We start from the raw sequence: 23,211 nt of genomic DNA, 5'->3' as shown, positions 1-23,211 counted from the left end.
ATTTGGATTGTGATTACTGTATTTAACCGGGCAGGGCCTCTCATGGAAGAGGCCAGTTATCCGCAGTGGGCGCAGCAGTTGATTCGCGACTGCAGCGAGAGCAAGCGCCGGGCTGTCGGGCACGAAATATACAAGCGCATGCGTGATAACACCCTGAGTCCACGGGCCATGCGAACGTACCTGATTGGCGGCTGGCCGGTCGTCGAGCAGTTCTCGTTGTATATGGGACGTAACCTTGGGAAAACCCGTTATGGGCGTCATCCCGGTGAGGACATGGCGCGTCGCTGGCTGATCCGCAATATTCGGGTCGAGCTCAACCATGCCGATTACTGGGTGTACTGGGCTCGGGCGCATGGCGTGAGCCTTGAAGAGCTGAACGCGCAGGACCTTCCCGCTGAATTCCAGGCCCTCAACGATTGGTGCTGGCATACCTGTGCAACGGATTCACTGGCCGTGGCCATGGCAGCGACCAATTACGCCATTGAAGGTGCGGTGGGTGAGTGGGCGGCCGTCGTGTGTTCAAAGAATATCTACGAAGAGTCGTTTCCGCTCGAGGGGCGCAAACGCGCGATGAAATGGCTGAAGATGCATGCCCAGTATGATGATGAGCATCCTTGGGAAGCGCTTGAAATCATATGTACGCTGGCAGGCATGAACCCTGGTCAGGAGTTGATTGACGATCTGCGCAAGGCGATTTGCAAGAGTTACGACTACATATACCTGTTTTTGCAAAGTTGCTTGCAGCTCGACAATGCGATTGCTGTGCGTGGACGTCGTGAGTTGGTTGAGAGCTGAATGCCCAGTGCCAGATTTCACGGGTAAAAAAACCGCAGGCTGCATTCACATGCAGGCTGCGGTTTTTGTTTGAGGCGTTGTTACTGCGCGTCGAAAGCCTGACCGTTGATTCCGGTACTGTCCGGGCCCATCAGGTAGAGATAAACCGGCATGATCGCGTGCGGTTCAGGATTGTTTTCAGGGTTTTCGCCCGGATATGCCAGCGCGCGCATGCTGGTGCGGGTCGCGCCAGGGTTGATGCTGTTGGAGCGCACCGGGGCGACGCTCTCGACTTCGTCGGCCAGGGTTTGCATCAAGCCTTCGGTAGCGAACTTCGATACACCATAAGCGCCCCAGTAAGCACGGCCTTTGCGGCCCACGCTGCTGGAGGTGAAGATCACCGAGGCGTCCTGGGAAAGCTTGAGCAGTGGCAGCAGGGTGCTGGTGAGCATGAACATGGCGTTGACGTTGATGTGCATCACGCGCATGAAGTTCTCACCGGACAACTGCTCCAGCGGCGTGCGCGGGCCAATGATCGAAGCGTTGTGCAGCAGCCCGTCAAGATGGCCGAACTCGTTTTCGATCATGGCGACCAGCTCATCGTATTGATGGGGCTGGGCGGTTTCGAGATTGAACGGGATGACGACCGGTACAGGATGACCCGCGGCTTCGATTTCGTCGTAAACCTGGCTCAGGTTGGCCTCGGTCTTGCCCAGCAGCAGGACGGTTGCGCCGTGAGCGGCATAGGTCTTGGCAGCCGCAGCACCGATGCCACGTCCAGCACCGGTGACCAGAATGACCCGGTCCTGAAGCAGGTTGGGGCGGGCGGAATAATCAAACATATCAAACCTCAACAAAAATCTAGGATCGTCAGCTGGCGCTTGTCAGCAGCTGCACATCGCGTTATCCAGCACTTTGCGCAACTCGCCCGGGTGGTCGACCACCACGTCGGCACCCCAGTGGTCGGGATTGTCGTCAGGGTGGATATAACCAAAGCGCACGGCGGCAGTTTTGGTTCCGGCGTCCCGTCCGGACTCGATGTCGCGCAGGTCGTCACCCACAAACAGCACGCTGGCCGGGTCGAGGTCGAGCATTTTGCAGGCCAGGATAAGCGGCTCGGGATCGGGCTTGCTGTGGGTGACATGATCCGGGCAGATCAGCAGGGCCGACCGCTGTGCCAGGCCCAGTCGCTCCATGATCGGCTGCGCAAAACGTACGGGCTTGTTGGTGACGACGCCCCACACCAGGTGCGCTTTTTCGATATCGGCCAGCAACTCTTCCATGCCATCAAACAGCTTGGTATGCACTGCGCAATCGCGCTGGTAGCGCTCAAGGAACTCCTGGCGCAAGTCTTCGAAGCCTGGCGCCTGCGGGTCCATGCCGAAGGTGGCCGCCACCATGGCGCGCGCCCCCCCGGAAATTTCGTCGCGTATCAGCTTGTCTGCGATAGGGGGCAAATCGCGATCAGCCCGCATGGCCTGACAGATCGCGATAAAGTCCGGCGCGGTGTCGAGCAGGGTGCCGTCCATGTCAAAAAGAACTGCTCTTAAACGCATGTGTTACTCCTCGCGAAGGGTCTGGATCATGTAGTTGACGTCAACGTCGGCCGCCAGCTTGTAGTGTTTGGTCAGCGGGTTGTAGGTCAGGCCGATGATGTCCTTGACGCTCAGTCCGGCCTGGCGGCTCCAGGCACCCAGTTCGGAGGGGCGGATGAACTTCTTGAAGTCGTGGGTCCCGCGGGGGATCAGCTTCATGATGTATTCAGCGCCGATGATCGCGAACAGATAGGACTTCGGATTGCGGTTGATGGTCGAGAAAAACACTTGGCCGCCGGGTTTGACCATGCGGTAGCAGGCGCGAATCACTGAGGCCGGATCAGGTACGTGCTCCAGCATTTCAAGGCAAGTGACCACATCGAACTGCTCGGGCATTTCGATGGCCAGGTCTTCGGCGGTGATCTGGCGGTATTCAACACTCACGCCGGACTCAAGCTGATGCAGTTGCGCAACAGCCAGTGGGGCCTCGCCCATGTCGATACCCATCACGGTTGCACCGCGCTGAGCCATGGACTCGCTGAGAATGCCGCCGCCGCAACCGACGTCGAGGACTTTTTTGCCGGCCAGTTGCACGCGCTCGTCAATCCAGTTGACGCGCAGCGGGTTGATGTCGTGCAGCGGCTTGAACTCGCTTTCACGGTCCCACCAGCGATGGGCTAGCGCTTCGAATTTAGCGATCTCGGCGTGGTCAACGTTGCTCATGGGTAAATCCTCTAAAGCCTAATAATCTGGTAAAGCTCCGGGCCCAGGCCCGAAGGTACTGAATCAATGAGTATGGCCGCTTATGCGCTCACCCCAGGACCTGGCTGTTGCGCTGAGCTGTTGCTCGTCCAGTCGGGTCAGGCGCCGGTCGTCCAGTAGCTGTTTGCCTGCAACCCACAGATGTTTCACACACTCTCGGCCTGTGGCGTAGATCAGCTGTGAGACGGGGTCGTAGACCGGTTGTTGGGCCAGTCCGCTGAGGTCAAATGCAACCATGTCAGCGGCTTTTCCGACTTCTATGGAGCCAGTGTCGTTTTCAATGCCCAGGGCGCGTGCGCCGTTGAGCGTTGCCATGCGCAGTGCGCGGTGTGCGTCCAGCGCGGTGGCCGAGCCTGCGACGGCTTTGGCCAGCAGGGCTGCAGTGCGGGTTTCGCCGAGCAGGTCGAGGTCATTGTTGCTGGCGGCGCCGTCGGTGCCGATCGCCACATTGACACCCGCTTGCCACAAGCGCTCCACCGGGCAGAAGCCGCTGGCCAGTTTCAGGTTGGACTCCGGGCAATGAATCACGCTGGAGTTGCTTTCTACCAGCATTGCCAGGTCGTCATCGCTGATCTGGGTCATGTGTACGGCCTGGAAGCGCGGGCCCAGCAAGCCCAGGCGTGCGAGGCGGGCGACGGGGCGCTCGGCATGCTGCTCGACGGCCTGATGCACTTCAAAGGCGGTTTCGTGTACGTGCATGTGAATGGCTGCGTCCAGTTCATCGGCGATGACCCGGATTTTTTCCAGGTTTTCGTCGCCGACGGTGTAGGGCGCGTGGGGGCCAAAAGCAATTTTGATCCGCGGGTGGAACTTCAGGTCAGCGAACAGCTCGACGGCCTGGCGCAGGGCCTCGTCTGTGTTGCTGGCGCCGGGGATCGGGAAGTCGAGAATCGGAATGGCGATTTGCGCACGAATCCCGCTCTTGTGTACGCACTCACTGGCAACTTTCGGGAAAAAGTACATGTCGCTGAAGCAGGTGATACCGCCTTTGAGTTGCTCGGCGATCGCAAGGTTGGTGCCGTCGCGCACGAAGTCTTCATCAACCCATTTGGCCTCTGCGGGCCAGATATGCTGTTCCAGCCAGGTCATCAGTGGCAGGTCATCCGCCATGCCGCGGAACAGTGTCATCGCGGCGTGGCCGTGGGCATTGATCAGCCCGGGGCTGAGCAGCATGTCAGGCAGCTCGCGGGTTTCGGTGGCCGTGAGCTTAAGGGCCTGCTGGCGGGGACCTATGAAAACTATGCGTCCGTCCCGAATGCCTACGCCGTGCTCCTTAAGTACGACACCGGCAGGTTCTACAGGCACCAGCCAGGTGGGTAGCAGCAATAAGTCCAGGGGCAGGGTCGGAGTCGGCATCGAAAACAGTTTCCAGTGCGTTTAAAAGGAGGCGAAGTATACCCGAGCGTCTTATGGGTGGGCTCGCTATAATCGGCGGCTTTGTTACCGGGTGATGGGGAAAGGCATGCGCGATCGACTGTTGGCTGCGGAAAAGGTTAAGGCCATCGATTGGCGGGACGACGCCCTGTATCTGCTGGATCAACGCAGCTTGCCCCTTGAAGAGAACTGGCTGGCGTACACCCGCGTCGAGGGAGTTGCTCAAGCGATTCGCGATATGGTCGTGCGTGGTGCCCCGGTGATTGGTATTGCAGCGGCCTATGGTGTAGTGCTGGCTGCCCGGGCGCGCAAGGCCGGGGGTGGCGACTGGTTGGTGGCGTTGGAGGAGGACTTCACCCTGCTGGCAGACTCGCGTCCTACGGCGGGGAATCTGTTTTGGGCATTGAATCGGATGCGTGACAGGCTGGCCCGCGCCAAAACCCGTACAGATGTCTTGCAGGTGCTGGAAGCCGAAGCTGTCGCCATTCATGAAAGTGACCGTGATGCCAACCTGACGATGGCGCAGTTGGGAGTCGATGTGATCCGCCGCCACCAGGGCAATGCGCAGGCCGTACTGACCCACTGCAATACCGGTGCGTTGGCCACGGGCGGTTTTGGTACGGCGCTGGGGGTGATCCGGGCTGCCTGGCTGGAGGGCATGATCGAGCAGGTGTACGTCGATGAGACCCGGCCCTGGCTGCAGGGCTCGCGCCTCACGGCGTGGGAGCTGGCCAATGAAGGCATCCCGGTGGTGCTCAATGTGGATGCCGCAGCGGCGCACATCATGAAAACCAAGGGTTTGACCTGGGTGATCGTGGGGGCTGACCGGATCGCGGCCAATGGTGATGTGGCGAACAAGATCGGCACTTACCAGCTGGCGGTCAATGCCATGCACCATGGTGTGCGCTTTATGGTCGTGGCCCCCAGCTCGACGATCGACATGGATCTGGCCACGGGTGATGACATTCCTATTGAGGAGCGTGACGGTAGCGAGGTGCTGGAGGTGGGTGGCAAGCGGGTCGGTGCCGATGTGCAGGCGTTCAATCCGGTCTTTGACGTGACGCCTGCCGACCTGATTGATGTACTCGTGACCGAGAAGGGCGTGGTTGAGCGTCCGGATGCCGCCAAGTTGGCCCAGTTGATGTGTCGCAAGCGATTGCACTGAAACGCAATTCTGTCGTCGCTGCCGAAGGCCGTGAAGGCGGCTGCGAGGGTTGTTATAAAGAGAATCGCGGGGGCTCCAAATTAACGGGTTGCTACGCAACCCTTCGCAGCCTTCGGCAGCGGCTACGGCCTTCTAATCGCCTTCAGAGTCCCTCTGAGCCCCTTCACGCCGACAAGCGTCGCAATTACTACGCTCCATGCGCATCTGAGGGATAGGTGCGTGGCGGCGATTGTGATAACATTCGGCGGTTTCCAGGGTCGCCCGCAAGGGTTGCCCTTACTGCGCAAATCCGTGACATAACTTGTTGATTTGTCGTAAGTCGTTGCGTGGCACGTGGCCAGCGGCGGCGAGCTTCGTTCGTCCCGAATGGATGTGGCGAAGTTTCACCCGAAAAAGGAATCAGGCTTCTCATGGGCGAACTGGCCAAAGAAATCCTCCCGGTCAATATCGAAGACGAGCTGAAACAGTCCTACCTCGACTACGCGATGAGCGTAATTGTCGGGCGGGCACTGCCTGATGCACGCGATGGCTTGAAGCCCGTGCACCGGCGTGTGCTGTTTGCGATGAGCGAACTGAACAACGACTGGAACAAGCCGTACAAGAAATCTGCCCGTGTGGTCGGTGACGTGATCGGTAAGTATCACCCGCATGGTGATACCGCCGTTTACGACACCATCGTTCGAATGGCTCAGCCATTCTCCCTGCGCTACCTGCTGGTAGACGGTCAGGGCAACTTCGGTTCGGTCGACGGCGATAATGCCGCTGCGATGCGATACACCGAAGTGCGCATGACCAAGTTGGCCCACGAGCTGCTGGCCGACTTGCACAAAGAGACCGTGGATTGGGTGCCGAACTACGACGGCACGGAAATGATCCCGGCTGTCATGCCGACACGAATTCCCAACTTGTTGGTCAACGGTTCCAGCGGTATCGCTGTGGGCATGGCCACCAATATCCCGCCGCACAACCTGGGCGAAGTCATCGACGGTTGCCTGGCGCTGATCGATAACCCGGAGCTGAGCATCGATGAACTGATGCAGTTCATCCCTGGCCCGGACTTCCCGACGGCTGCGATCATCAACGGTCGCGCCGGCATCATCGAAGCCTACCGCACCGGTCGTGGTCGCATTTACATGCGCGCCCGCTCGATGATCGAAGACATCGACAAGGTCGGTGGTCGCCAGCAGATCGTGATCACTGAGCTTCCTTACCAGCTGAACAAGGCGCGTTTGATCGAGAAGATCGCCGAGCTGGTTAAAGAGAAGAAGCTCGAAGGCATCACCGAGCTGCGCGACGAGTCAGATAAAGACGGTATGCGCGTCGTGATCGAGCTGCGCCGCGGTGAAGTGCCGGAGGTTATCCTGAATAACCTTTACGCCCAGACCCAGCTGCAAAGTGTTTTCGGTATCAACATCGTTGCGCTGATCGACGGCCGTCCACGCATCCTTAACCTTAAGGATCTGCTGGAAGCCTTCGTCCGTCACCGTCGTGAAGTGGTTACCCGCCGTACTGTTTTCGAACTGCGCAAAGCCCGTGAACGTGGTCACATCCTTGAAGGCCAGGCGGTTGCCCTGTCCAACATCGACCCGGTCATCGCGTTGATCAAGGCTTCGCCAACCCCGTCTGAAGCCAAGGAAGCGCTCATCAGCACGCCTTGGGAGTCGAGTGCGGTGGTGGCGATGGTTGAACGTGCCGGTGCCGATTCGTGCCGTCCCGACAACCTCGACCCGCAATACGGTCTGCGCGAAGGCAAGTACTTCCTGTCGCCAGAGCAGGCTCAGGCCATTCTTGAGTTGCGCTTGCACCGTCTGACCGGCCTTGAGCACGAGAAGCTGCTGGCCGAGTACCAGGAGATCCTCAACCAGATTGGTGAGCTGATCCGCATCCTGAACAGCGCCGAGCGCTTGATGGAAGTGATCCGTGAGGAACTGGAAGTCATTCGTGCTGAATACGGTGACGTGCGCCGTACTGAAATCCTGGATCACCGTCTTGACCTGACACTGGGCGACATGATTCCGGAAGAAGAGCGTGTTGTAACCATTTCCCATGGTGGCTATGCCAAGACTCAGCCGTTGGCTGCGTACCAGGCCCAGCGTCGTGGCGGTAAAGGTAAATCGGCTACTGGCGTTAAGGATGAGGACTACATCGCTCACCTGCTGGTTGCTAACAGTCACACCACGCTGCTGCTGTTCTCCAGCAAAGGCAAGGTGTACTGGCTCAAGACTTATGAGATTCCCGAAGCATCCCGCGCTGCCCGTGGTCGTCCGCTGGTCAACCTGCTGCCGCTGGGTGAGGGTGAATACATCACCACCATGTTGCCGGTCGAGGACTACACCGAAGGTCACTTCATCTTCATGGCAACCGCTAACGGTACCGTGAAGAAGACCCCGCTGGAATCCTTCAGCCGTCAGCGCAGCGTAGGCTTGATCGCGCTGGAGCTGGACGAAGGCGACGTGCTGATCAGCGCCGCGATCACCGATGGCGAGCGCGAAGTCATGCTGTTCTCCGATGGTGGCAAGGTCACTCGCTTCAAAGAGTCCGATGTCCGTGCAATGGGTCGTACAGCCCGCGGCGTACGCGGCATGCGTCTGCCAGAAGGTCAGAAGCTGATTTCGATGCTGATCCCTGAAGAAGGCAGCCAGATCCTCACCGCTTCGGCGCGTGGTTATGGCAAGCGCACGGCAATCAGCGAGTTCCCTGAGTACAAGCGTGGCGGTCAGGGCGTTATTGCCATGGTCAGCAACGAGCGTAATGGCCGTCTGGTCGGTGCGGTTCAGGTGCAGGACGGTGAAGAAATCATGTTGATTTCGGATCAGGGCACCCTGGTGCGCACGCGGGTTGATGAAGTATCGAGCCTGGGTCGTAACACCCAGGGCGTCACCTTGATCAAGCTGGCCAGCGACGAAACGCTGGTAGGGCTTGAGCGGGTTCAGGAACCTTCGGAAGTTGAAGGTGAAGAGCTTGAAGGTGAGGGTGAAGGCGGTGCAGAGTTCGACGGTGAGGCCATCCATGATGGCGTTGACGACGAGCAGCCGCTAGAGGCTGGCGCTGACGAAGAACCGCAAGAATAAGCGGACACACAGGGGGCGGATGAGAATTCGCCCCCTTGTTGTATGTCCGGCATGAAAGTTTGCGACACTGTGGGAGCGGGCTTGCTCGCGATGGCATCAGCGCGGTATGTCAGATAGACATGACTGCCCGTATCGCGAGCAAGCCCGCTTCTACAAGTAACACAGTGTCGAGTGTTGATTTATTGCGTGACCACCAAATCAGAGTGAGAGTGGAAGTGAGCAAACGAGCCTATAACTTCTGCGCAGGTCCTGCTGCGCTACCTGAAGCTGTCCTGTTGCGTGCCCAGTCCGAGTTGCTCGACTGGCATGGCAAGGGCCTCTCGGTCATGGAGATGAGCCATCGCAGCGATGAGTTCGTATCCATTGCAACCAAGGCTGAGCAGGATTTGCGTGACCTGCTGTCTATTCCCTCGAACTACAAAGTCCTGTTTCTGCAAGGCGGCGCAAGCCAGCAATTTGCACAGATCCCGTTGAATCTGCTGCCTGAAAATGGCAAGGCGGATTACATCGATACCGGTATCTGGTCTCAAAAGGCCATTGAAGAAGGTTCGCGCTTCGGTCACATCAATGTGGCAGCCAGCGCCAAGCCTTACGATTACTTTGCGATTCCAGGCCAGAACGAGTGGAACCTGTCGAAAGACGCGGCCTACGTTCACTACGCGCCAAACGAAACCATTGGCGGCCTGGAGTTCGACTGGATTCCGGAAACTGGCGATGTGCCTCTGGTCGCAGACATGTCCTCGGACATTCTGTCGCGTCCGGTTGATGTTTCCCGTTTCGGCATGATCTACGCAGGCGCCCAGAAAAACATCGGTCCGAGCGGAATTGTGGTCAACATCGTTCGTGAGGACCTGTTGGGTCGTGCGCGCTCGATCTGCCCGACCATGCTTGATTACAAGGTCGCGGCTGACAACGGCTCGATGTACAACACGCCGCCGACGCTGGCCTGGTACTTGTCCGGCCTGGTGTTCGAGTGGCTGAAAGAGCAGGGTGGTGTCGAGGCTATCGGCAAGCTCAATGAAGTGAAAAAACGTACCTTGTACGATTTCATCGATGCCAGCGGACTGTACAGCAACCCGATCAATATCTCTGACCGCTCCTGGATGAACGTACCGTTCCGCCTGGCTGACGACCGCCTCGACAAGCCTTTCCTGGCGGGTGCCGAAGCGCGCGGGCTGCTGAACCTCAAAGGGCATCGCTCGGTAGGTGGCATGCGTGCTTCGATCTATAACGCTGTGGACATCAATGCAGTTAACGCATTGGTGGCTTACATGGCAGAGTTCGAAAAGGAACACGGCTAATGTCCGAACAAGAACTCAAGGCGCTGCGACTGCGCATCGACAGTCTGGACGAAAAAGTTCTGGAGCTGATCAGCGAGCGCGCGCGCTGCGCTCAGGAAGTGGCGCGAGTCAAAATGGCTTCGTTGGCTGAAGGCGAAGTGCCGGTATTTTACCGGCCTGAGCGTGAGGCTCAGGTGCTCAAGCGTGTCATGGAGCGCAACAAAGGCCCATTGGGCAACGAAGAGATGGCGCGACTGTTCCGCGAAATCATGTCTTCTTGCCTGGCCCTGGAGCAGCCACTGAAAGTGGCTTATCTCGGTCCGGAAGGTACTTTTACCCAGGCAGCCGCCATGAAGCACTTTGGCCATGCGGTCATCAGCAAGCCAATGGCCGCTATTGATGAAGTGTTCCGTGAAGTTGCAGCGGGTGCAGTGAATTTTGGTGTGGTGCCGGTGGAAAACTCCACCGAAGGCGCAGTCAACCACACGCTCGACAGCTTCCTTGAGCATGACATGGTGATTTGTGGCGAAGTCGAGCTGCGCATCCACCATCATCTGCTGGTTGGCGAAAACACCAAGACTGACAGCATCAGCCGTATCTATTCCCATGCGCAGTCGTTGGCCCAGTGCCGCAAGTGGCTGGATGCGCATTACCCGAATGTCGAGCGTATTGCAGTGTCGAGCAATGCCGAAGCCGCGAAGCGGGTCAAGGGTGAGTGGAATTCTGCTGCCATTGCCGGCGATATGGCTGCGGGCCTTTACGGCTTGACCCGACTGGCTGAGAAAATCGAAGATCGTCCGGATAACTCCACGCGGTTCTTGATGATTGGTAGCCAGGAAGTCCCGCCTACCGGGGATGACAAGACTTCAATCATCGTCTCGATGAGCAACCGTCCTGGTGCGCTGCATGAATTGTTGGTTCCGTTTCATGAAAACGGGATCGATCTGACGCGTATCGAGACACGTCCTTCGCGTAGCGGTAAATGGACTTATGTGTTTTTCATCGACTTTGCTGGCCATCACCGCGACCCTCTGGTCAAGAGTGTTCTGGAGCAAATCAGTCAAGAAGCCGTAGCGCTTAAAGTGTTGGGTTCTTACCCGAAAGCGGTTCTTTGAGGCGATAAGACATGAGCGGTGATTTCCTCGCCCTGGCACAGCCGGGCGTGCAACAACTTTCGCCTTATGTCCCGGGCAAGCCTGTGGACGAGCTGGCCCGTGAGCTGGATCTGGATCCAGCCACAATTGTGAAGCTGGCCAGCAATGAAAATCCTTTGGGTGCGAGCCCCAAGGCACTGGAGGCCATCCGTGCTGAGCTGGCCGAGCTGACGCGCTATCCGGACGGCAACGGCTTCGCCCTCAAAAGCCTGTTGGCTGAGCAGTGTGCGGTGCAGATTGATCAGGTGACGCTGGGTAACGGCTCAAACGATGTTCTTGAGCTGGTTGCGCGTGCTTATCTGGCGCCTGGCCTGAATGCCGTGTTCAGCGAGCACGCGTTTGCCGTATATCCGATCGTTACCCAGGCGGTAGGTGCGCAGGCACGAGTAGTGCCCGCCAAGGATTGGGGGCATGACTTGCCTGCCATGCTTGACGCTATCGACAGCAATACCCGTGTGGTTTTCATTGCCAACCCGAATAACCCGACCGGAACCTGGTTTGGCGTCGATGCGCTGAACGAGTTCTTGCAGGATGTTCCCGAGCACGTGCTCGTGGTGCTGGACGAAGCCTATATCGAGTACGCCCAAGGTGGTGATCTGCCAGACGGTCTTGAGTTTTTGTCGGCGTATCCCAATTTGCTGGTTTCGCGCACGTTCTCCAAGGCTTACGGCCTGGCCGCTTTGCGGGTGGGCTATGGCCTGTCGACTGCAATCGTTGCAGATGTGCTGAATCGCGTGCGTCAGCCATTCAACGTCAACAGCCTGGCCTTGGCAGCCGCTTGTGCGGCCCTTAAAGATACTGATTACCTGAACCAGAGCCGGCGTCTTAACGAGGCCGGCATGCAGCAGTTGCAGGACGGTTTTCGCGAACTTGGCCTGAGCTGGATTCCATCCAAAGGCAACTTCATTGCTCTGGACCTCGGTCGGGAGGCGGCTCCCGTTTATCAGGGACTGCTGCGGGAGGGCGTGATCGTGCGTCCGGTTGCTAGCTACGGAATGCCGAACCATTTGCGTATCACTATTGGTTTGCCTGCGGAAAATATCCGTTTGCTTGAGGCGCTGGCCAAGGTGCTTGCTCGTGGTTGATGTAATGTCTGTGCAATCGGTAAAGCCTGTTCTGGGTCGTTTGGTTGTTGTCGGCTTGGGGCTGATTGGCGGCTCTTTCGCCAAAGGTATGCGCGAGAGCGGGCTGTGCGGCGAAGTGGTTGGTGTTGATCTCGACCCCAAGTCTTGTGCAATGGCTGTGGAGTTGGGGGTGGTCGACCGCTGCGAGGCTGATCTGGCAACCGCTTGTGCGGGCGCTGATGTGATTCAGTTGGCAGTGCCGATTCTGGCCATGGAGAAAATGCTTGGCCTTTTGGCGGGTATGGATCTTGGACAGGCGGTGATCACTGATGTTGGCAGTGCCAAAGGCAATGTCGTGCGCGCTGCAGCCCATGCCTTTGGCGGTATGCCCGCACGTTTCGTTCCGGGTCACCCGATTGCCGGTTCTGAACAGAGCGGTGTCGAGGCCTCGAACGCCAGCCTGTTTGAGCGTCACAAAGTTATTTTGACGCCAGTGGCGCAAACCGATGCTGACGCTCTGGACCTGGTCGATGGCATGTGGCGCGCCTTGGGTGCGGACGTCGAGCATATGCAGGTCGAGCGTCATGACGAGGTTTTGGCTGCAACCAGCCATTTGCCTCATCTGCTGGCTTTCGGGCTGGTGGACTCTCTTGCCAAGCGCAACGAGAATCTGGATATCTTCCGTTACGCAGCGGGTGGCTTTCGTGATTTCACAAGAATCGCGGGTAGCGACCCGGTAATGTGGCATGACATTTTTCTCGCGAATCGCGAGGCAGTGCTGCGCACATTGGATACATTTCGCAGTGATCTCGACGCTTTGCGCGACGCGGTCGATGCAGGGGATGGGCATCAATTGCTGGGCGTCTTTACGCGCGCCCGGGTTGCCCGCGAGCATTTCAGTAAAATCCTGGCCCGCCGGGCATATGTGGACGCTATGAATTCCAACGATCTGATTTTTTTGGCAAATCCTGGTGGTCAAGTTACTGGCCGGATCCGCGTACCAGGCGACAAATCCATTTCTCACCGCTCGATCATGCTCGGCTCACTGGCCGAAGGCACGACCGAGGTGGAAGGTTTCCTTGAGGGTGAAGATGCCCTGGCAACGTTGCAGGCATTCCGTGACATGGGTGTGGTCATCGAGGGTCCTCACCATGGTCGTGTGACCATTCATGGTGTTGGCCTGCATGGCTTGAAAGCTCCGCCTGGCCCAATTTATCTGGGTAACTCGGGTACTTCGATGCGTCTTTTGTCTGGCCTGCTGGCCGCACAAACCTTCGATACCACCCTGACCGGCGACGCTTCGCTGACCAAGCGTCCGATGAATCGTGTGGCTAATCCATTGCGCGAAATGGGCGCCGTGATCGAGACCGCTGCAGAAGGTCGTCCGCCGATGACCATTCGCGGTGGCCACGCTCTTAAAGGCATGAACTACACCTTGCCGATGGCCAGTGCTCAGGTTAAGTCTTGCCTGTTACTGGCGGGCTTGTATGCAGAAGGCAAGACGTCGGTCACCGAGCCAGCTCCGACTCGCGATCACACCGAGCGCATGCTGCAGGGTTTCGGCTACCCCGTAACTGTTAATGGCCCTACAGCTTCGGTTGAGTCGGGTCACAAGCTGACTGCGACGCATATTGAAGTCCCTGGCGATATTTCTTCGTCAGCGTTCTTCCTGGTTGCCGCTTCTATCGCAGAAGGCTCTGATCTGCTGCTGGAGCATGTGGGGATCAATCCTACCCGTACTGGCGTAATCGACATTTTGCGTCTTATGGGTGCGGATATCACCCTTGAGAATCAGCGTGAAGTGGGCGGCGAGCCGGTAGCTGATCTGCGTGTACGTGCCGCGAAGCTGAAGGGAATCGAGATTCCTGAAGAGCTGGTGCCGCTGGCGATTGATGAGTTCCCGGTACTGTTCGTGGCGGCGGCTGTTGCCGAAGGTCGTACGATCCTGCGTGGGGCAGAAGAGTTGCGCGTCAAGGAGTCCGACCGGATTCAAGTGATGGCGGACGGTTTGCTGGCGCTGGGTGTGAAGTGCGAGCCGACACCAGATGGCATCATCATTGATGGCGGTACTATCGGTGGAGGTGAAGTTCATGGGCATGGCGATCATCGTATTGCGATGGCCTTCAGCGTGGCTTCGTTGCGTGCAACCGCTCCAATCCGTATTCACGATTGCGCCAACGTGGCAACCTCGTTCCCGAACTTCCTTGCGCTGTGCAAGCAGGTGGGCATGCGTGTAGCTCAAGAGGTGAGCTCGTGATTTCGGCACCGGTTATTACCATCGATGGCCCTAGTGGTTCCGGTAAAGGTACCGTTGCCGGGATCCTGGCCAAGCGCCTGGGGTGGAATTTGCTGGACTCCGGTGCCCTGTACCGCTTGCTGGCTTTTGCTGCGGGCAATCACGGTGTTGCCCTCGATAACGAGGCGCTGCTGGAGAAGCTGGCTGCACATCTTGATGTGCAGTTCGTCGGGGCGACCGACGGCAAGCCCGCTCGCATCATTCTCGAAGGCGACGAAGTGACTCACGCTATCCGCAGTGAGGCTGTGGCAGCTGGAGCCTCCAAAGTCGCGGCTTTGCCGGCTGTTCGTGATGCTTTGTTGCAGCGTCAGCGTGCATTTCAGGAGTTGCCAGGCCTGGTTGCCGATGGTCGTGACATGGGTACGGTGGTATTTCCTGATGCCCCGTTGAAGGTTTTTCTGACGGCCAGCGCTGAAGAGAGGGCCCGTCGCCGTTACTTGCAGTTGAAGGCAAAGGGCGATGATGTTAGTCTCTCGGGTCTGCTAGATGAGATTCGTGCCCGCGATGAGCGTGATACGCAGCGTGCAATAGCCCCGCTTAAACCGGCGGCTGATGCCATACAGCTGGACTCTACGGAGTTATCCATCGAACAGGTGCTGGAACGCATCATGAGTGAAATCGCACTTCGCGATATTGCCTGATGACCAAGAAAGCGTGCAGGAGACCAGAAATAGTCCTGCATGCCTTCTTTTATATAAACGTAACCCACATTGTCTGGAATGTGGCAGATGGGCGTATTCCTTCGCCCTTGATCAACAGGAATTAAAATGAGCGAAAGCTTTGCAGAACTCTTTGAAGAAAGCCTAAAAACCCTGAATCTTCAGGCTGGCTCGATCATCACCGCTATCATCGTTGATATCGATTACCAAGCTGGTTGGGTTACCGTTCACGCTGGTTTGAAGTCGGAAGGCCTCATCCCGCTGGAGCAGTTCCACAACGACGCTGGCGAACTGAACATCAACATCGGTGATGAAGTTCACGTTGCGCTGGACGCGGTCGAAGACGGCTTTGGCGAAACCAAACTGTCCCGTGAAAAAGCCAAGCGCGCTGAATGCTGGATCGTTCTGGAAGCAGCCTTCGCAGCAGAAGAAGTGGTCAAGGGCGTTATCAACGGTAAGGTTAAAGGCGGCTTCACTGTCGACGTTAACGGCATCCGTGCGTTCCTGCCAGGTTCTCTGGTTGACGTTCGTCCAGTGCGCGACACCACGCACCTGGAAGGCAAAGAGCTGGAATTCAAGGTCATCAAACTTGACCAGAAGCGCAACAACGTTGTTGTTTCGCGTCGCAGCGTTCTTGAAGCAGAGAACTCGGCTGAGCGTGAAGCTCTGCTGGAATCCCTGCAAGAAGGCCAGCAAGTCAAAGGTATCGTCAAAAACCTCACCGATTACGGCGCATTCGTCGATCTGGGTGGCGTCGATGGCCTGCTGCACATTACCGACATGGCTTGGAAGCGTATCAAGCATCCTTCCGAAATCGTCAACGTTGGCGACGAGATCGATGTCAAGGTTCTGAAGTACGATCGCGAACGCAATCGTGTTTCCCTGGGCCTGAAGCAACTGGGCGAAGATCCATGGGTTGCTATCAAAGCCCGTTACCCAGAAAGCACTCGCGTTACCGCTCGTGTAACCAACCTGACCGACTACGGCTGCTTCGCTGAGCTGGAAGAAGGCGTTGAAGGTCTGGTACACGTTTCCGAAATGGACTGGACCAACAAAAACATCCACCCTTCGAAAGTCGTACAAGTCGGCGACGAAGTGGAAGTTATGGTTCTGGACATCGACGAAGAGCGTCGTCGTATCTCCCTGGGCATCAAGCAGTGCAAATCTAACCCATGGGAAGATTTCTCTGGCCAGTTCAACAAGGGCGATAAAATCTCCGGCACCATCAAGTCGATCACCGATTTCGGTATCTTCATTGGTCTGGACGGCGGCATCGACGGCCTGGTTCACCTGTCCGACATTTCCTGGAACGAAGTTGGCGAAGAAGCCGTACGTCGCTTCAAGAAAGGCGACGAGCTTGACACCGTTATCCTGTCTGTTGATCCAGAGCGTGAGCGTATCTCCCTGGGTATCAAGCAGCTGGAAAGCGATCCGTTCTCCGAGTACGTACAAGAGAACGACAAAGGCGCAATCGTTAAGGGCATCGTGAAAGAAGTTGACGCTAAAGGCGCCATCATCACTCTGGCCAACGATATCGAAGCTACTCTGAAAGCATCCGAAATCAGCCGTGACCGCATCGAAGATGCACGTAACGTTCTGAAAGAAGGCGAAGAAGTAGAAGCCAAGATCATCAGCGTTGATCGCAAAAGCCGCGTAATCCAACTGTCCATCAAGTCGAAAGACGTTGAAGACGAGAAGGAAGCAATCCAGAGCCTGCGCGACAAGCCAGCTACCTCTGAGATCGCTGCTGGTCCGACCACTTTGGGCGACCTGCTGCGTGCACAAATGGAAAAACAGAACTAAGTTCTGATTGACCATAAAAAAGGGCGACTTAGGTCGCCCTTTTTTGTGTCTGAGATTTGATGGCCAGGATGGCTTCCGTCCATGAGTTCTTGTGTAGGCGTGTTTGCAGGTCGCTTATGATTTGGCTAGGGAAGGGCGGGGGTTTATGTCGAGCGAGCTGTGTGAAGGCTTGGGAGGTGGCTGCCGTGGGCTATGGTTATTACTTGGCCTGATGGAAGTTTGGAGGGGGCGACAAACTTTGCAAAGATAAGTCAATCCTTGGGCTGTTCAAAATCTATCGATCATGCTAAAACCTTTGAAGCGCTGATCTAGCTGCTTGAAAAAGAAGGGAAAAATATGACGAAGTCGGAGTTGATCGAACGAATTGTCACCCATCAAGGGCTGCTCTCATCCAAGGATGTAGAGTTGGCCATCAAGACTATGCTTGAACAAATGTCCCAATGCCTGGCGACCGGTGATCGGATTGAGATCCGTGGTTTTGGCAGCTTCTCGTTGCATTACCGAGCCCCTCGAGTTGGCCGCAATCCCAAGACCGGTCAGTCAGTCAGTCTGGATGGAAAATTTGTTCCTCATTTCAAGCCGGGCAAAGAGCTACGGGATCGAGTAAATGAAGATGAGGAAGACGACATTTAATCCTTCGTGGAACAGGAGTTGCCGATGCGTAGCGTCAAACGTGCAGTGTTAGTCGTGTTTGCCCTGATTGTCATTTTCGGGATCGTGATTTTTATCCTCGAAAACCAGCAGCCCACAGCACTGGTATTTTTGGGTTGGCACACTGCGCAACTTCCGCAATCACTGTTCTTTATCGGTGCTTTACTGGTTGGTATGGCTATCGGGCCTGCAATGGGTTTTGTGGCCTACAAGCGCAAAGCTGCCAGATTGAAGCGCAAGCTGTTGGTCGAGTCTTAAGGCTGCCTTTCTAGGTCTCTCATATGGATAGTGTGAGAGGCTTTTGTACGTCGACTGATATCCGAAATGTAAGCGCCGCAATCTGGCGGGGCTTGTAATTTGGGATATTTCCTACAAGTTGCTAGCTTGCATTGTTTAGTGGATCTGGCAGAGTGCTCGACTCTCAGTACTTGGCGCGTACTCGTGCGCTCATTGATATTTACGTCGGATGTTAAAAATCGATAATTTCGAGTCTGTTCAGGGTTTTTGCTGTTCGATTTTTCATTTTTGTTCTGAGGCTTCCTTCGGTTTCAATCTGCAGTGCTTATGTTTCATTAGGGTATCGTCTGATTAGGTGATGCTGCTCATCTTGTCAAAGTTGTATTTTATTCAGGATAAACGTTACGACTGTAGTTCTGCATGTTGTGGCTGTATAACGGCCGGTTCCCTATTTTCAGACAAGTATCTACGGTATTCCCATCTGAAATTCTGAGTAAGCCGATATATCGATCGGGCTTAACGGTCGGTGTGCAAGGTGCTTCTCCTTCCTGGTCCTCCAGCCAATTCATATGATTGGTGTCATACATTGCATATGGGTGGCCATAGCTGTCTTTAAATTAGCAGCAGCTTGTATCGGTGAGGATAAATCCCTTGAGGCTCAATTTGCGCACATTGCCCTGGAATCGACGGGCATTCTGGGCTCCCTGTGTCCGTGGGCTTGTCTTCTGGATCGTGCTAGCTCTCCTTCTAGAAGGGCGTAAGCACAGGTTGCCATGCGCTCGTCTGGTTGTGCGCCAGTGGTCGCATAGTCAATTCCCTCAGGGCCATGCTGGGTAACAATGTGCTCTATCCAGGCTTCTGGGCATATGGAATACCTGTCGCCGTGATACAAAAATACGACCTGTGAGGTGGTTTTGTTGAAATGGAGGGGGAGCGCTGTATCATTCGCCCAGGCGTGCATGTTTTGGACGATTGCTCTGCCCATGGGAACCAGAAAAGTGTGCTCAACTTCGTTTCGGGAGTAGGGGCATGACCTGAGCAAGTAAGTTTGGTGGATTGTGAGTGACGAGCAAAACAGATATTAGCTAAAGAGTTACCGGGTCTGGACAGACCGCACAATAGATAGATTTCGGGCTAATGGCCCTGCTGCGATTCAACGCTCGTAGCGATAATGAGAACTCAACTGCTGCCATTGGCACATGCGCTGCACGATGGTAAACACGGAAGAACCTATTAATGAATCACCCATGCACATGACAAGCAGCGCAGCAACCCAGGACCCGGCTGCATCCCGATCCGGCGACTGGTATCTGGTGCAATGCAAGCCAAGACAGGACGAGCGGGCAGAGGAGAACCTTCTGCGCCAGGGCTATAAGTGCTCACGTCCGGCCTGCCGCCGCGAGCGACTGCTGCGCGGCCAGATGCAACACGTCCAGGAGTCCCTCTTTCCTGGCTATCTTTTTATCCACATGCCTCAAGGTGCCAACTGGGCTCCGTTGCGATCTACACGCGGCGTAGCACGGGTTGTGGCCTTTGGCGGCCGTCCCCTGGCAGTCAGTCATGAGTTAGTAACTCAATTACAAGACCGTGCAGACAGTCACATCATCACCGCGTTCAAGCCCGGTGAAAAAGTCACCATCCTTGATCAAGGCTTTGCAGGTATTGAGTCCATATTCATGACTATGGACGGCGAAGAGCGAGTTATTTTGCTTATCAATTTAATGAACCGGCAGCAACAAATCAGTTTGCCGTTGGCGAGTATTAGCAATCATTGAGTAAAACCCTGGCCACAGCCGGGGCAAAGACAACAAAGCGCGTTCTCAGGAAATTGACGGTGAATCCTGGGGCGGTAGCGTGTTTGTTTCAGACAGAATTCAGTCATCGCCTGTCCAAGTTACAGGCGATGCACCCTACAAGTTAAGGAAGTGCTTTAACCATGAACTCCCTCAAACGTAAAGGCATCATCCTCGCTGGCGGTTCAGGTACGCGCCTGCATCCACTTACGTTGGGTGTGTCAAAGCAGATGCTGCCGATCTACGACAAACCAATGATCTTCTATCCGCTGTCAGTACTGATGCTGGCGGGCATGCAAGAAATTCTGATTATCTCAACACCCGAAGACTTGCCGTGCTTCAAGAAATTGCTGGGTGACGGTAGTCAGTACGGTATTGAGTTGAGCTACGCGGAACAGCCGAGTCCCGATGGATTGGCGCAAGCCTTTATCATTGGTGAAGAGTTTATTGGTAAAGACCCGGTCTGCCTGATCCTCGGTGACAATATTTTTTATGGTCAGAATTTTTCTGGGAACCTGCGTGCGGCCATGTCCCAAGAAAAGGGCGCCACGGTATTTGGTTACCATGTGTCGGACCCGGAGCGTTTTGGTGTCGTTGAGTTTGATGGCACCGGCCGTGCGTTAAGCATTGAAGAAAAGCCTGCGAAGCCAAAATCAAACTACGCCGTGACGGGGTTATATTTCTACGACAATCAGGTTGTTGAAATTGCAAAAAATATCAAGCCATCTTCGCGAGGTGAGCTTGAAATCACCGATGTCAATCGCGCTTATCTTGAGCAAAACACGCTGACGGTTGAAATACTGGGACGTGGTTTTGCATGGCTGGATACCGGTACTCATGAGTCTCTGCTGGAGGCCAGTCATTTTGTGCACACCATCGAGCAGCGTCAGGGTTTGAAAGTGGCTTGCCTGGAGGAGATTGCTTATAACAGTGGCTGGATTACACCTGAAACCTTGGGTGCGCAGGCTGAAAAGTTAAAAAAGACAGGATATGGGCAATACCTCGCCAAGTTATTGTCATTTGAAAGAGTTGCGCCATGAAATTTTCTTCTGCAGAACTCCCTGGGGTAGTGATTATTGAACCGGTTGTTTATGAAGACGAACGTGGTTGGTTCATGGAAAGCTTCAATCAACAGCGATTTGAAGAAGGCTTACATAGTTTAGGGCAGTCAATTCCAAGCCCTTTTGTTCAAGATAACCAGTCGTGCTCTAAAAAGGGAGTGCTTCGAGGGTTGCACTATCAACTTGAGCCATTTGCACAAGGTAAGCTCGTGAGTGTCACTCACGGTGCGGTTTTTGATGTGGCAGTTGATATCCGGATCGGTTCATCTACATTTGGTTCGTGGTTTGGTACTGAATTGAGCGCTCTTAACAAAAAAATGCTCTGGATTCCGGCGGGATTTGCTCATGGCTTTCTAGCGCTGGAAGATGAAACGTTATTCAGTTATAAAACCACTAGCTTTTACAATAAAAGCTGCGAAAGAAGTATCTTCTGGCAAGATAAAAGTATTGCCATTAAGTGGCCTAAGATGAAGAGCTATCTAGTCAATGATAAAGATCTGTCTGCACCTTTGCTCTTGAATGCGGACCTGCGTTGAAGTTCAGGATTTGTGCTAGTGCAGAACTACAATTATGCTTCGAATATAATGAGCTGAATGCATGTATGTTGCCTGAAGTATGACTGCCAGGTGTCTTCATCTTGCATTCTGTGCTTGTCTGGTATGTGATCATTAATGGGGGTTAGGTAATTTTGGCATATTACTCTTCAGAAGAGCTTCAGACATTAGGGTTTAAAAAGTTGGGGCTGAACGTAAAGATTAGCGATAAAGCCAGTCTCTACAATTTAAAAGACATTGAAGTTGGCGATAACTCTCGTATCGATGATTTTTGTGTAGTATCTGGCAACGTTAAAATTGGAAAGAATGTCCATATTGCCCCTTTTTGTTTGGTGGCGGGTGGTGAGCCGGGTATTACTATGGATGACTTTTCTGGTCTTGCGTACGGCGTTAAGGTTTTTAGTCAGTCCGACGACTATTCTGGCGCTACGCTCACAAACCCAACAGTTCCTGCAGCGTTTAAAAACGAAAAAAAATCGGCTGTTTATATTGGTAGGCACGTTATTATTGGTGCCGGCTCCATGATATTCCCTGGTGTCAGGGTCGCAGAGGGGTGCTCGGTTGGTGCTATGACACTAGTTAATAAAAATACAACCGAGTGGGGTATTTATCTAGGTAACCCGGCTAGAAGAATTAAAGAAAGAAAAAAAGATCTATTGGCCCTTGAGGCTGAATATATCAGGGTGTCCGATCTGAGTAGAATTGGGTGATCCTGAATAAGCGGTTTATATTAAGAAGTTGTTGTGTTCTCAGGGAGCTGCCGGGCGAGATAGTGCGCATGAAATTCTTCTTGGCATTTGACAAAAATTCGGGATAAGTAGATATCATGATTCCATTTAATAAACCTCCCTACACCGGCAATGAAGATAAGTATGTAATAGCTGCTATGCGCAGTTCAAAAATGTCAGGCGATGGTGATTTCACTCTAAAGTGCCAGGCGTGGTTCGAGCAGTTTCTTGCATGTCCTAAAGCATTGCTGACGCCCTCTTGTACGCAGGCTTTAGAGATGGCTGCGATACTGTTAGATATAAAAGAGGGGGATGAGGTAATTATGCCGAGTTTTACATTCGTGAGCACGGCAAATGCGTTTGTTTTGAGAGGGGCGAAGATAGTTTTTGTTGATGTTCGTCCTGATACAATGAATGTAAATGAAGAATTGGTTGAGGCTGCCGTCACAGATAAAACGGTCGCAATAGTTGTTGTGCATTATGCGGGTATCTCCTGCGAGATGGACACAATAATGGATATAGCGAAAAGGAAAAATATTTTTGTTGTGGAAGATGCTGCGCAAGGCATGCTTTCTGCATACAAGGGAAGGCCGCTTGGTTCAATTGGGCATATGGCAGCGTTTAGCTTTCATGAGACTAAAAACTATACCAGTGGCGGCGAAGGTGGTCTGTTGATCATAAATGATACACAGTTTGTCAGTCGTGCTGAAGTCATTAGAGAGAAAGGAACGAACAGAAGTCAGTTCTTTCGGGGCATGATTGATAAATATACTTGGGTAGATATAGGTAGCAGTTACTTGCCAGGTGAGCTCCAAGCAGCATATTTATACGGCCAGCTTGAGCGTGTGGACGAGATTAATGCTGCCAGAAATACAATCTGGGTTGCTTATTTCGAAGGATTGAAAGATCTAGCACCTGATTTCATTGAGTTACCATTTATACCTGAGTCTTGTACAGGTAACGCGCATATGTTTTATTTCAAGTTGCCAAGCATAACTATACGAACGGCCGTGCTTCGTTTTTTAAGTGAGGCGAAAATAGGTGCGGTATTTCATTATATTCCTCTGCATTCGTCACCAGCGGGTAAGAAATTAGGTCGATTCAATGGCGTTGATACGTATACAACAAAAGAGAGTGAAAGGTTGGTCAGGCTTCCGGTCTGGTTTGGTATGAGGGCTGAAGAAATACAGCGTGTTATAGATTGTGTTCGATCTGCTATACGTGAAACTTCTTGTCTAAAGGGTTGATCG

20 protein-coding genes are annotated in these 23,211 nt (G+C 54.6%); 16 read left to right on the top strand and 4 right to left on the bottom strand.

Features of this window, described 5'->3' with window-relative positions:
• Positions 1-9: 9 nt before the first annotated feature.
• Positions 10-795 carry an iron-containing redox enzyme family protein gene (locus tag KO536_RS07090; RefSeq protein ID WP_219261550.1) on the top strand — a complete coding sequence of 262 codons (786 nt, stop codon included), beginning with the start codon at positions 10-12 and terminating at the stop codon, positions 793-795.
• Between the two features lie 80 nt (positions 796-875).
• On the opposite strand, the gene KO536_RS07085 is transcribed toward KO536_RS07090, so the two are convergent.
• From KO536_RS07085 to KO536_RS07070, 4 genes are all read right to left on the bottom strand, one after another.
• A complete protein-coding gene (locus tag KO536_RS07085; RefSeq protein ID WP_219261549.1) occupies positions 876-1,616 on the bottom strand; it encodes a YciK family oxidoreductase in 741 nt (246 codons plus the stop codon).
• Positions 1,617-1,658: 42 nt separating this feature from the next.
• Positions 1,659-2,330 carry an N-acetylmuramic acid 6-phosphate phosphatase MupP gene (mupP, locus tag KO536_RS07080; RefSeq protein ID WP_219261548.1) on the bottom strand — a complete coding sequence of 224 codons (672 nt, stop codon included), beginning with the start codon at positions 2,328-2,330 and terminating at the stop codon, positions 1,659-1,661.
• A gap of 3 nt (positions 2,331-2,333) precedes the next feature.
• On the bottom strand, positions 2,334-3,032 hold the full coding sequence (ubiG, locus tag KO536_RS07075) for a bifunctional 2-polyprenyl-6-hydroxyphenol methylase/3-demethylubiquinol 3-O-methyltransferase UbiG (RefSeq protein WP_133077099.1): 699 nt from the start codon (positions 3,030-3,032) through the stop codon (positions 2,334-2,336).
• A 63-nt stretch (positions 3,033-3,095) separates the two neighbouring features.
• The gene (locus tag KO536_RS07070) at positions 3,096-4,427 is read right to left on the bottom strand and encodes a TRZ/ATZ family hydrolase (protein WP_219261547.1); all 1,332 of its coding nucleotides are present in this window, start codon (positions 4,425-4,427) and stop codon (positions 3,096-3,098) included.
• A 106-nt stretch (positions 4,428-4,533) separates the two neighbouring features.
• On the opposite strand from KO536_RS07070, the gene mtnA reads away from it, so the two are divergent.
• The 15 genes from mtnA (at position 4,534) to rffA (ending at position 23,208) form a co-directional block, all read left to right on the top strand.
• The gene (gene mtnA / locus KO536_RS07065; RefSeq protein WP_219261546.1) at positions 4,534-5,610 is read left to right on the top strand and encodes an S-methyl-5-thioribose-1-phosphate isomerase; all 1,077 of its coding nucleotides are present in this window, start codon (positions 4,534-4,536) and stop codon (positions 5,608-5,610) included.
• A gap of 410 nt (positions 5,611-6,020) precedes the next feature.
• On the top strand, positions 6,021-8,681 hold the full coding sequence (gyrA, locus tag KO536_RS07060) for a DNA gyrase subunit A (protein WP_133077102.1): 2,661 nt from the start codon (positions 6,021-6,023) through the stop codon (positions 8,679-8,681).
• A gap of 215 nt (positions 8,682-8,896) precedes the next feature.
• A complete protein-coding gene (serC, locus tag KO536_RS07055; protein ID WP_219261545.1) occupies positions 8,897-9,982 on the top strand; it encodes a 3-phosphoserine/phosphohydroxythreonine transaminase in 1,086 nt (361 codons plus the stop codon).
• On the top strand, positions 9,982-11,076 hold the full coding sequence (gene pheA / locus KO536_RS07050) for a prephenate dehydratase (RefSeq protein ID WP_016780245.1): 1,095 nt from the start codon (positions 9,982-9,984) through the stop codon (positions 11,074-11,076). Before serC ends, pheA begins: the two co-directional genes overlap by 1 nt.
• 11 nt (positions 11,077-11,087) lie before the next feature.
• Positions 11,088-12,200: a histidinol-phosphate transaminase gene (hisC, locus tag KO536_RS07045; RefSeq protein ID WP_219261544.1), complete on the top strand. Its 1,113-nt coding sequence runs from the start codon at positions 11,088-11,090 to the stop codon at positions 12,198-12,200.
• Between the two features lie 4 nt (positions 12,201-12,204).
• Positions 12,205-14,436, top strand: a complete 2,232-nt coding sequence (locus KO536_RS07040; protein WP_219261543.1) for a bifunctional prephenate dehydrogenase/3-phosphoshikimate 1-carboxyvinyltransferase — start codon at positions 12,205-12,207, stop codon at positions 14,434-14,436.
• Positions 14,433-15,116 (top strand): (d)CMP kinase, encoded by a 684-nt coding sequence (cmk, locus tag KO536_RS07035; RefSeq protein ID WP_374105694.1) that lies wholly within the window; start codon positions 14,433-14,435, stop codon positions 15,114-15,116. Before KO536_RS07040 ends, cmk begins: the two co-directional genes overlap by 4 nt.
• 126 nt (positions 15,117-15,242) lie before the next feature.
• A complete protein-coding gene (rpsA, locus tag KO536_RS07030) occupies positions 15,243-16,937 on the top strand; it encodes a 30S ribosomal protein S1 (RefSeq protein ID WP_019826775.1) in 1,695 nt (564 codons plus the stop codon).
• Positions 16,938-17,273: 336 nt separating this feature from the next.
• The gene (gene ihfB, locus KO536_RS07025) at positions 17,274-17,570 is read left to right on the top strand and encodes an integration host factor subunit beta (RefSeq protein ID WP_003447108.1); all 297 of its coding nucleotides are present in this window, start codon (positions 17,274-17,276) and stop codon (positions 17,568-17,570) included.
• Positions 17,571-17,594: 24 nt separating this feature from the next.
• The gene (locus KO536_RS07020; protein WP_219261541.1) at positions 17,595-17,846 is read left to right on the top strand and encodes a LapA family protein; all 252 of its coding nucleotides are present in this window, start codon (positions 17,595-17,597) and stop codon (positions 17,844-17,846) included.
• Between the two features lie 1,226 nt (positions 17,847-19,072).
• Positions 19,073-19,600, top strand: coding sequence for a transcription/translation regulatory transformer protein RfaH (gene rfaH, locus KO536_RS07015; RefSeq protein WP_133077107.1), 528 nt, complete (start codon positions 19,073-19,075; stop codon positions 19,598-19,600).
• Positions 19,601-19,761: 161 nt separating this feature from the next.
• Positions 19,762-20,658, top strand: a complete 897-nt coding sequence (gene rfbA, locus KO536_RS07010; protein WP_219261540.1) for a glucose-1-phosphate thymidylyltransferase RfbA — start codon at positions 19,762-19,764, stop codon at positions 20,656-20,658.
• Complete coding sequence (rfbC, locus tag KO536_RS07005) at positions 20,655-21,215, top strand: dTDP-4-dehydrorhamnose 3,5-epimerase (RefSeq protein WP_219261539.1); 561 nt, start codon at positions 20,655-20,657, stop codon at positions 21,213-21,215. Before rfbA ends, rfbC begins: the two co-directional genes overlap by 4 nt.
• A 152-nt stretch (positions 21,216-21,367) precedes the next feature.
• The gene (locus KO536_RS07000; RefSeq protein ID WP_219261538.1) at positions 21,368-21,943 is read left to right on the top strand and encodes an acyltransferase; all 576 of its coding nucleotides are present in this window, start codon (positions 21,368-21,370) and stop codon (positions 21,941-21,943) included.
• 116 nt (positions 21,944-22,059) lie between these two features.
• Positions 22,060-23,208 carry a dTDP-4-amino-4,6-dideoxygalactose transaminase gene (rffA, locus tag KO536_RS06995; protein ID WP_219261537.1) on the top strand — a complete coding sequence of 383 codons (1,149 nt, stop codon included), beginning with the start codon at positions 22,060-22,062 and terminating at the stop codon, positions 23,206-23,208.
• The last annotated feature ends 3 nt before the right edge of the window (positions 23,209-23,211 follow it).

Source organism: Pseudomonas sp. NKUCC02_KPG (genome assembly GCF_019345465.1).
In the GTDB taxonomy this organism is placed as follows: Bacteria; Pseudomonadota; Gammaproteobacteria; order Pseudomonadales; family Pseudomonadaceae; genus Aquipseudomonas.
This window is presented reverse-complemented; position numbering and strand designations above follow the sequence as displayed.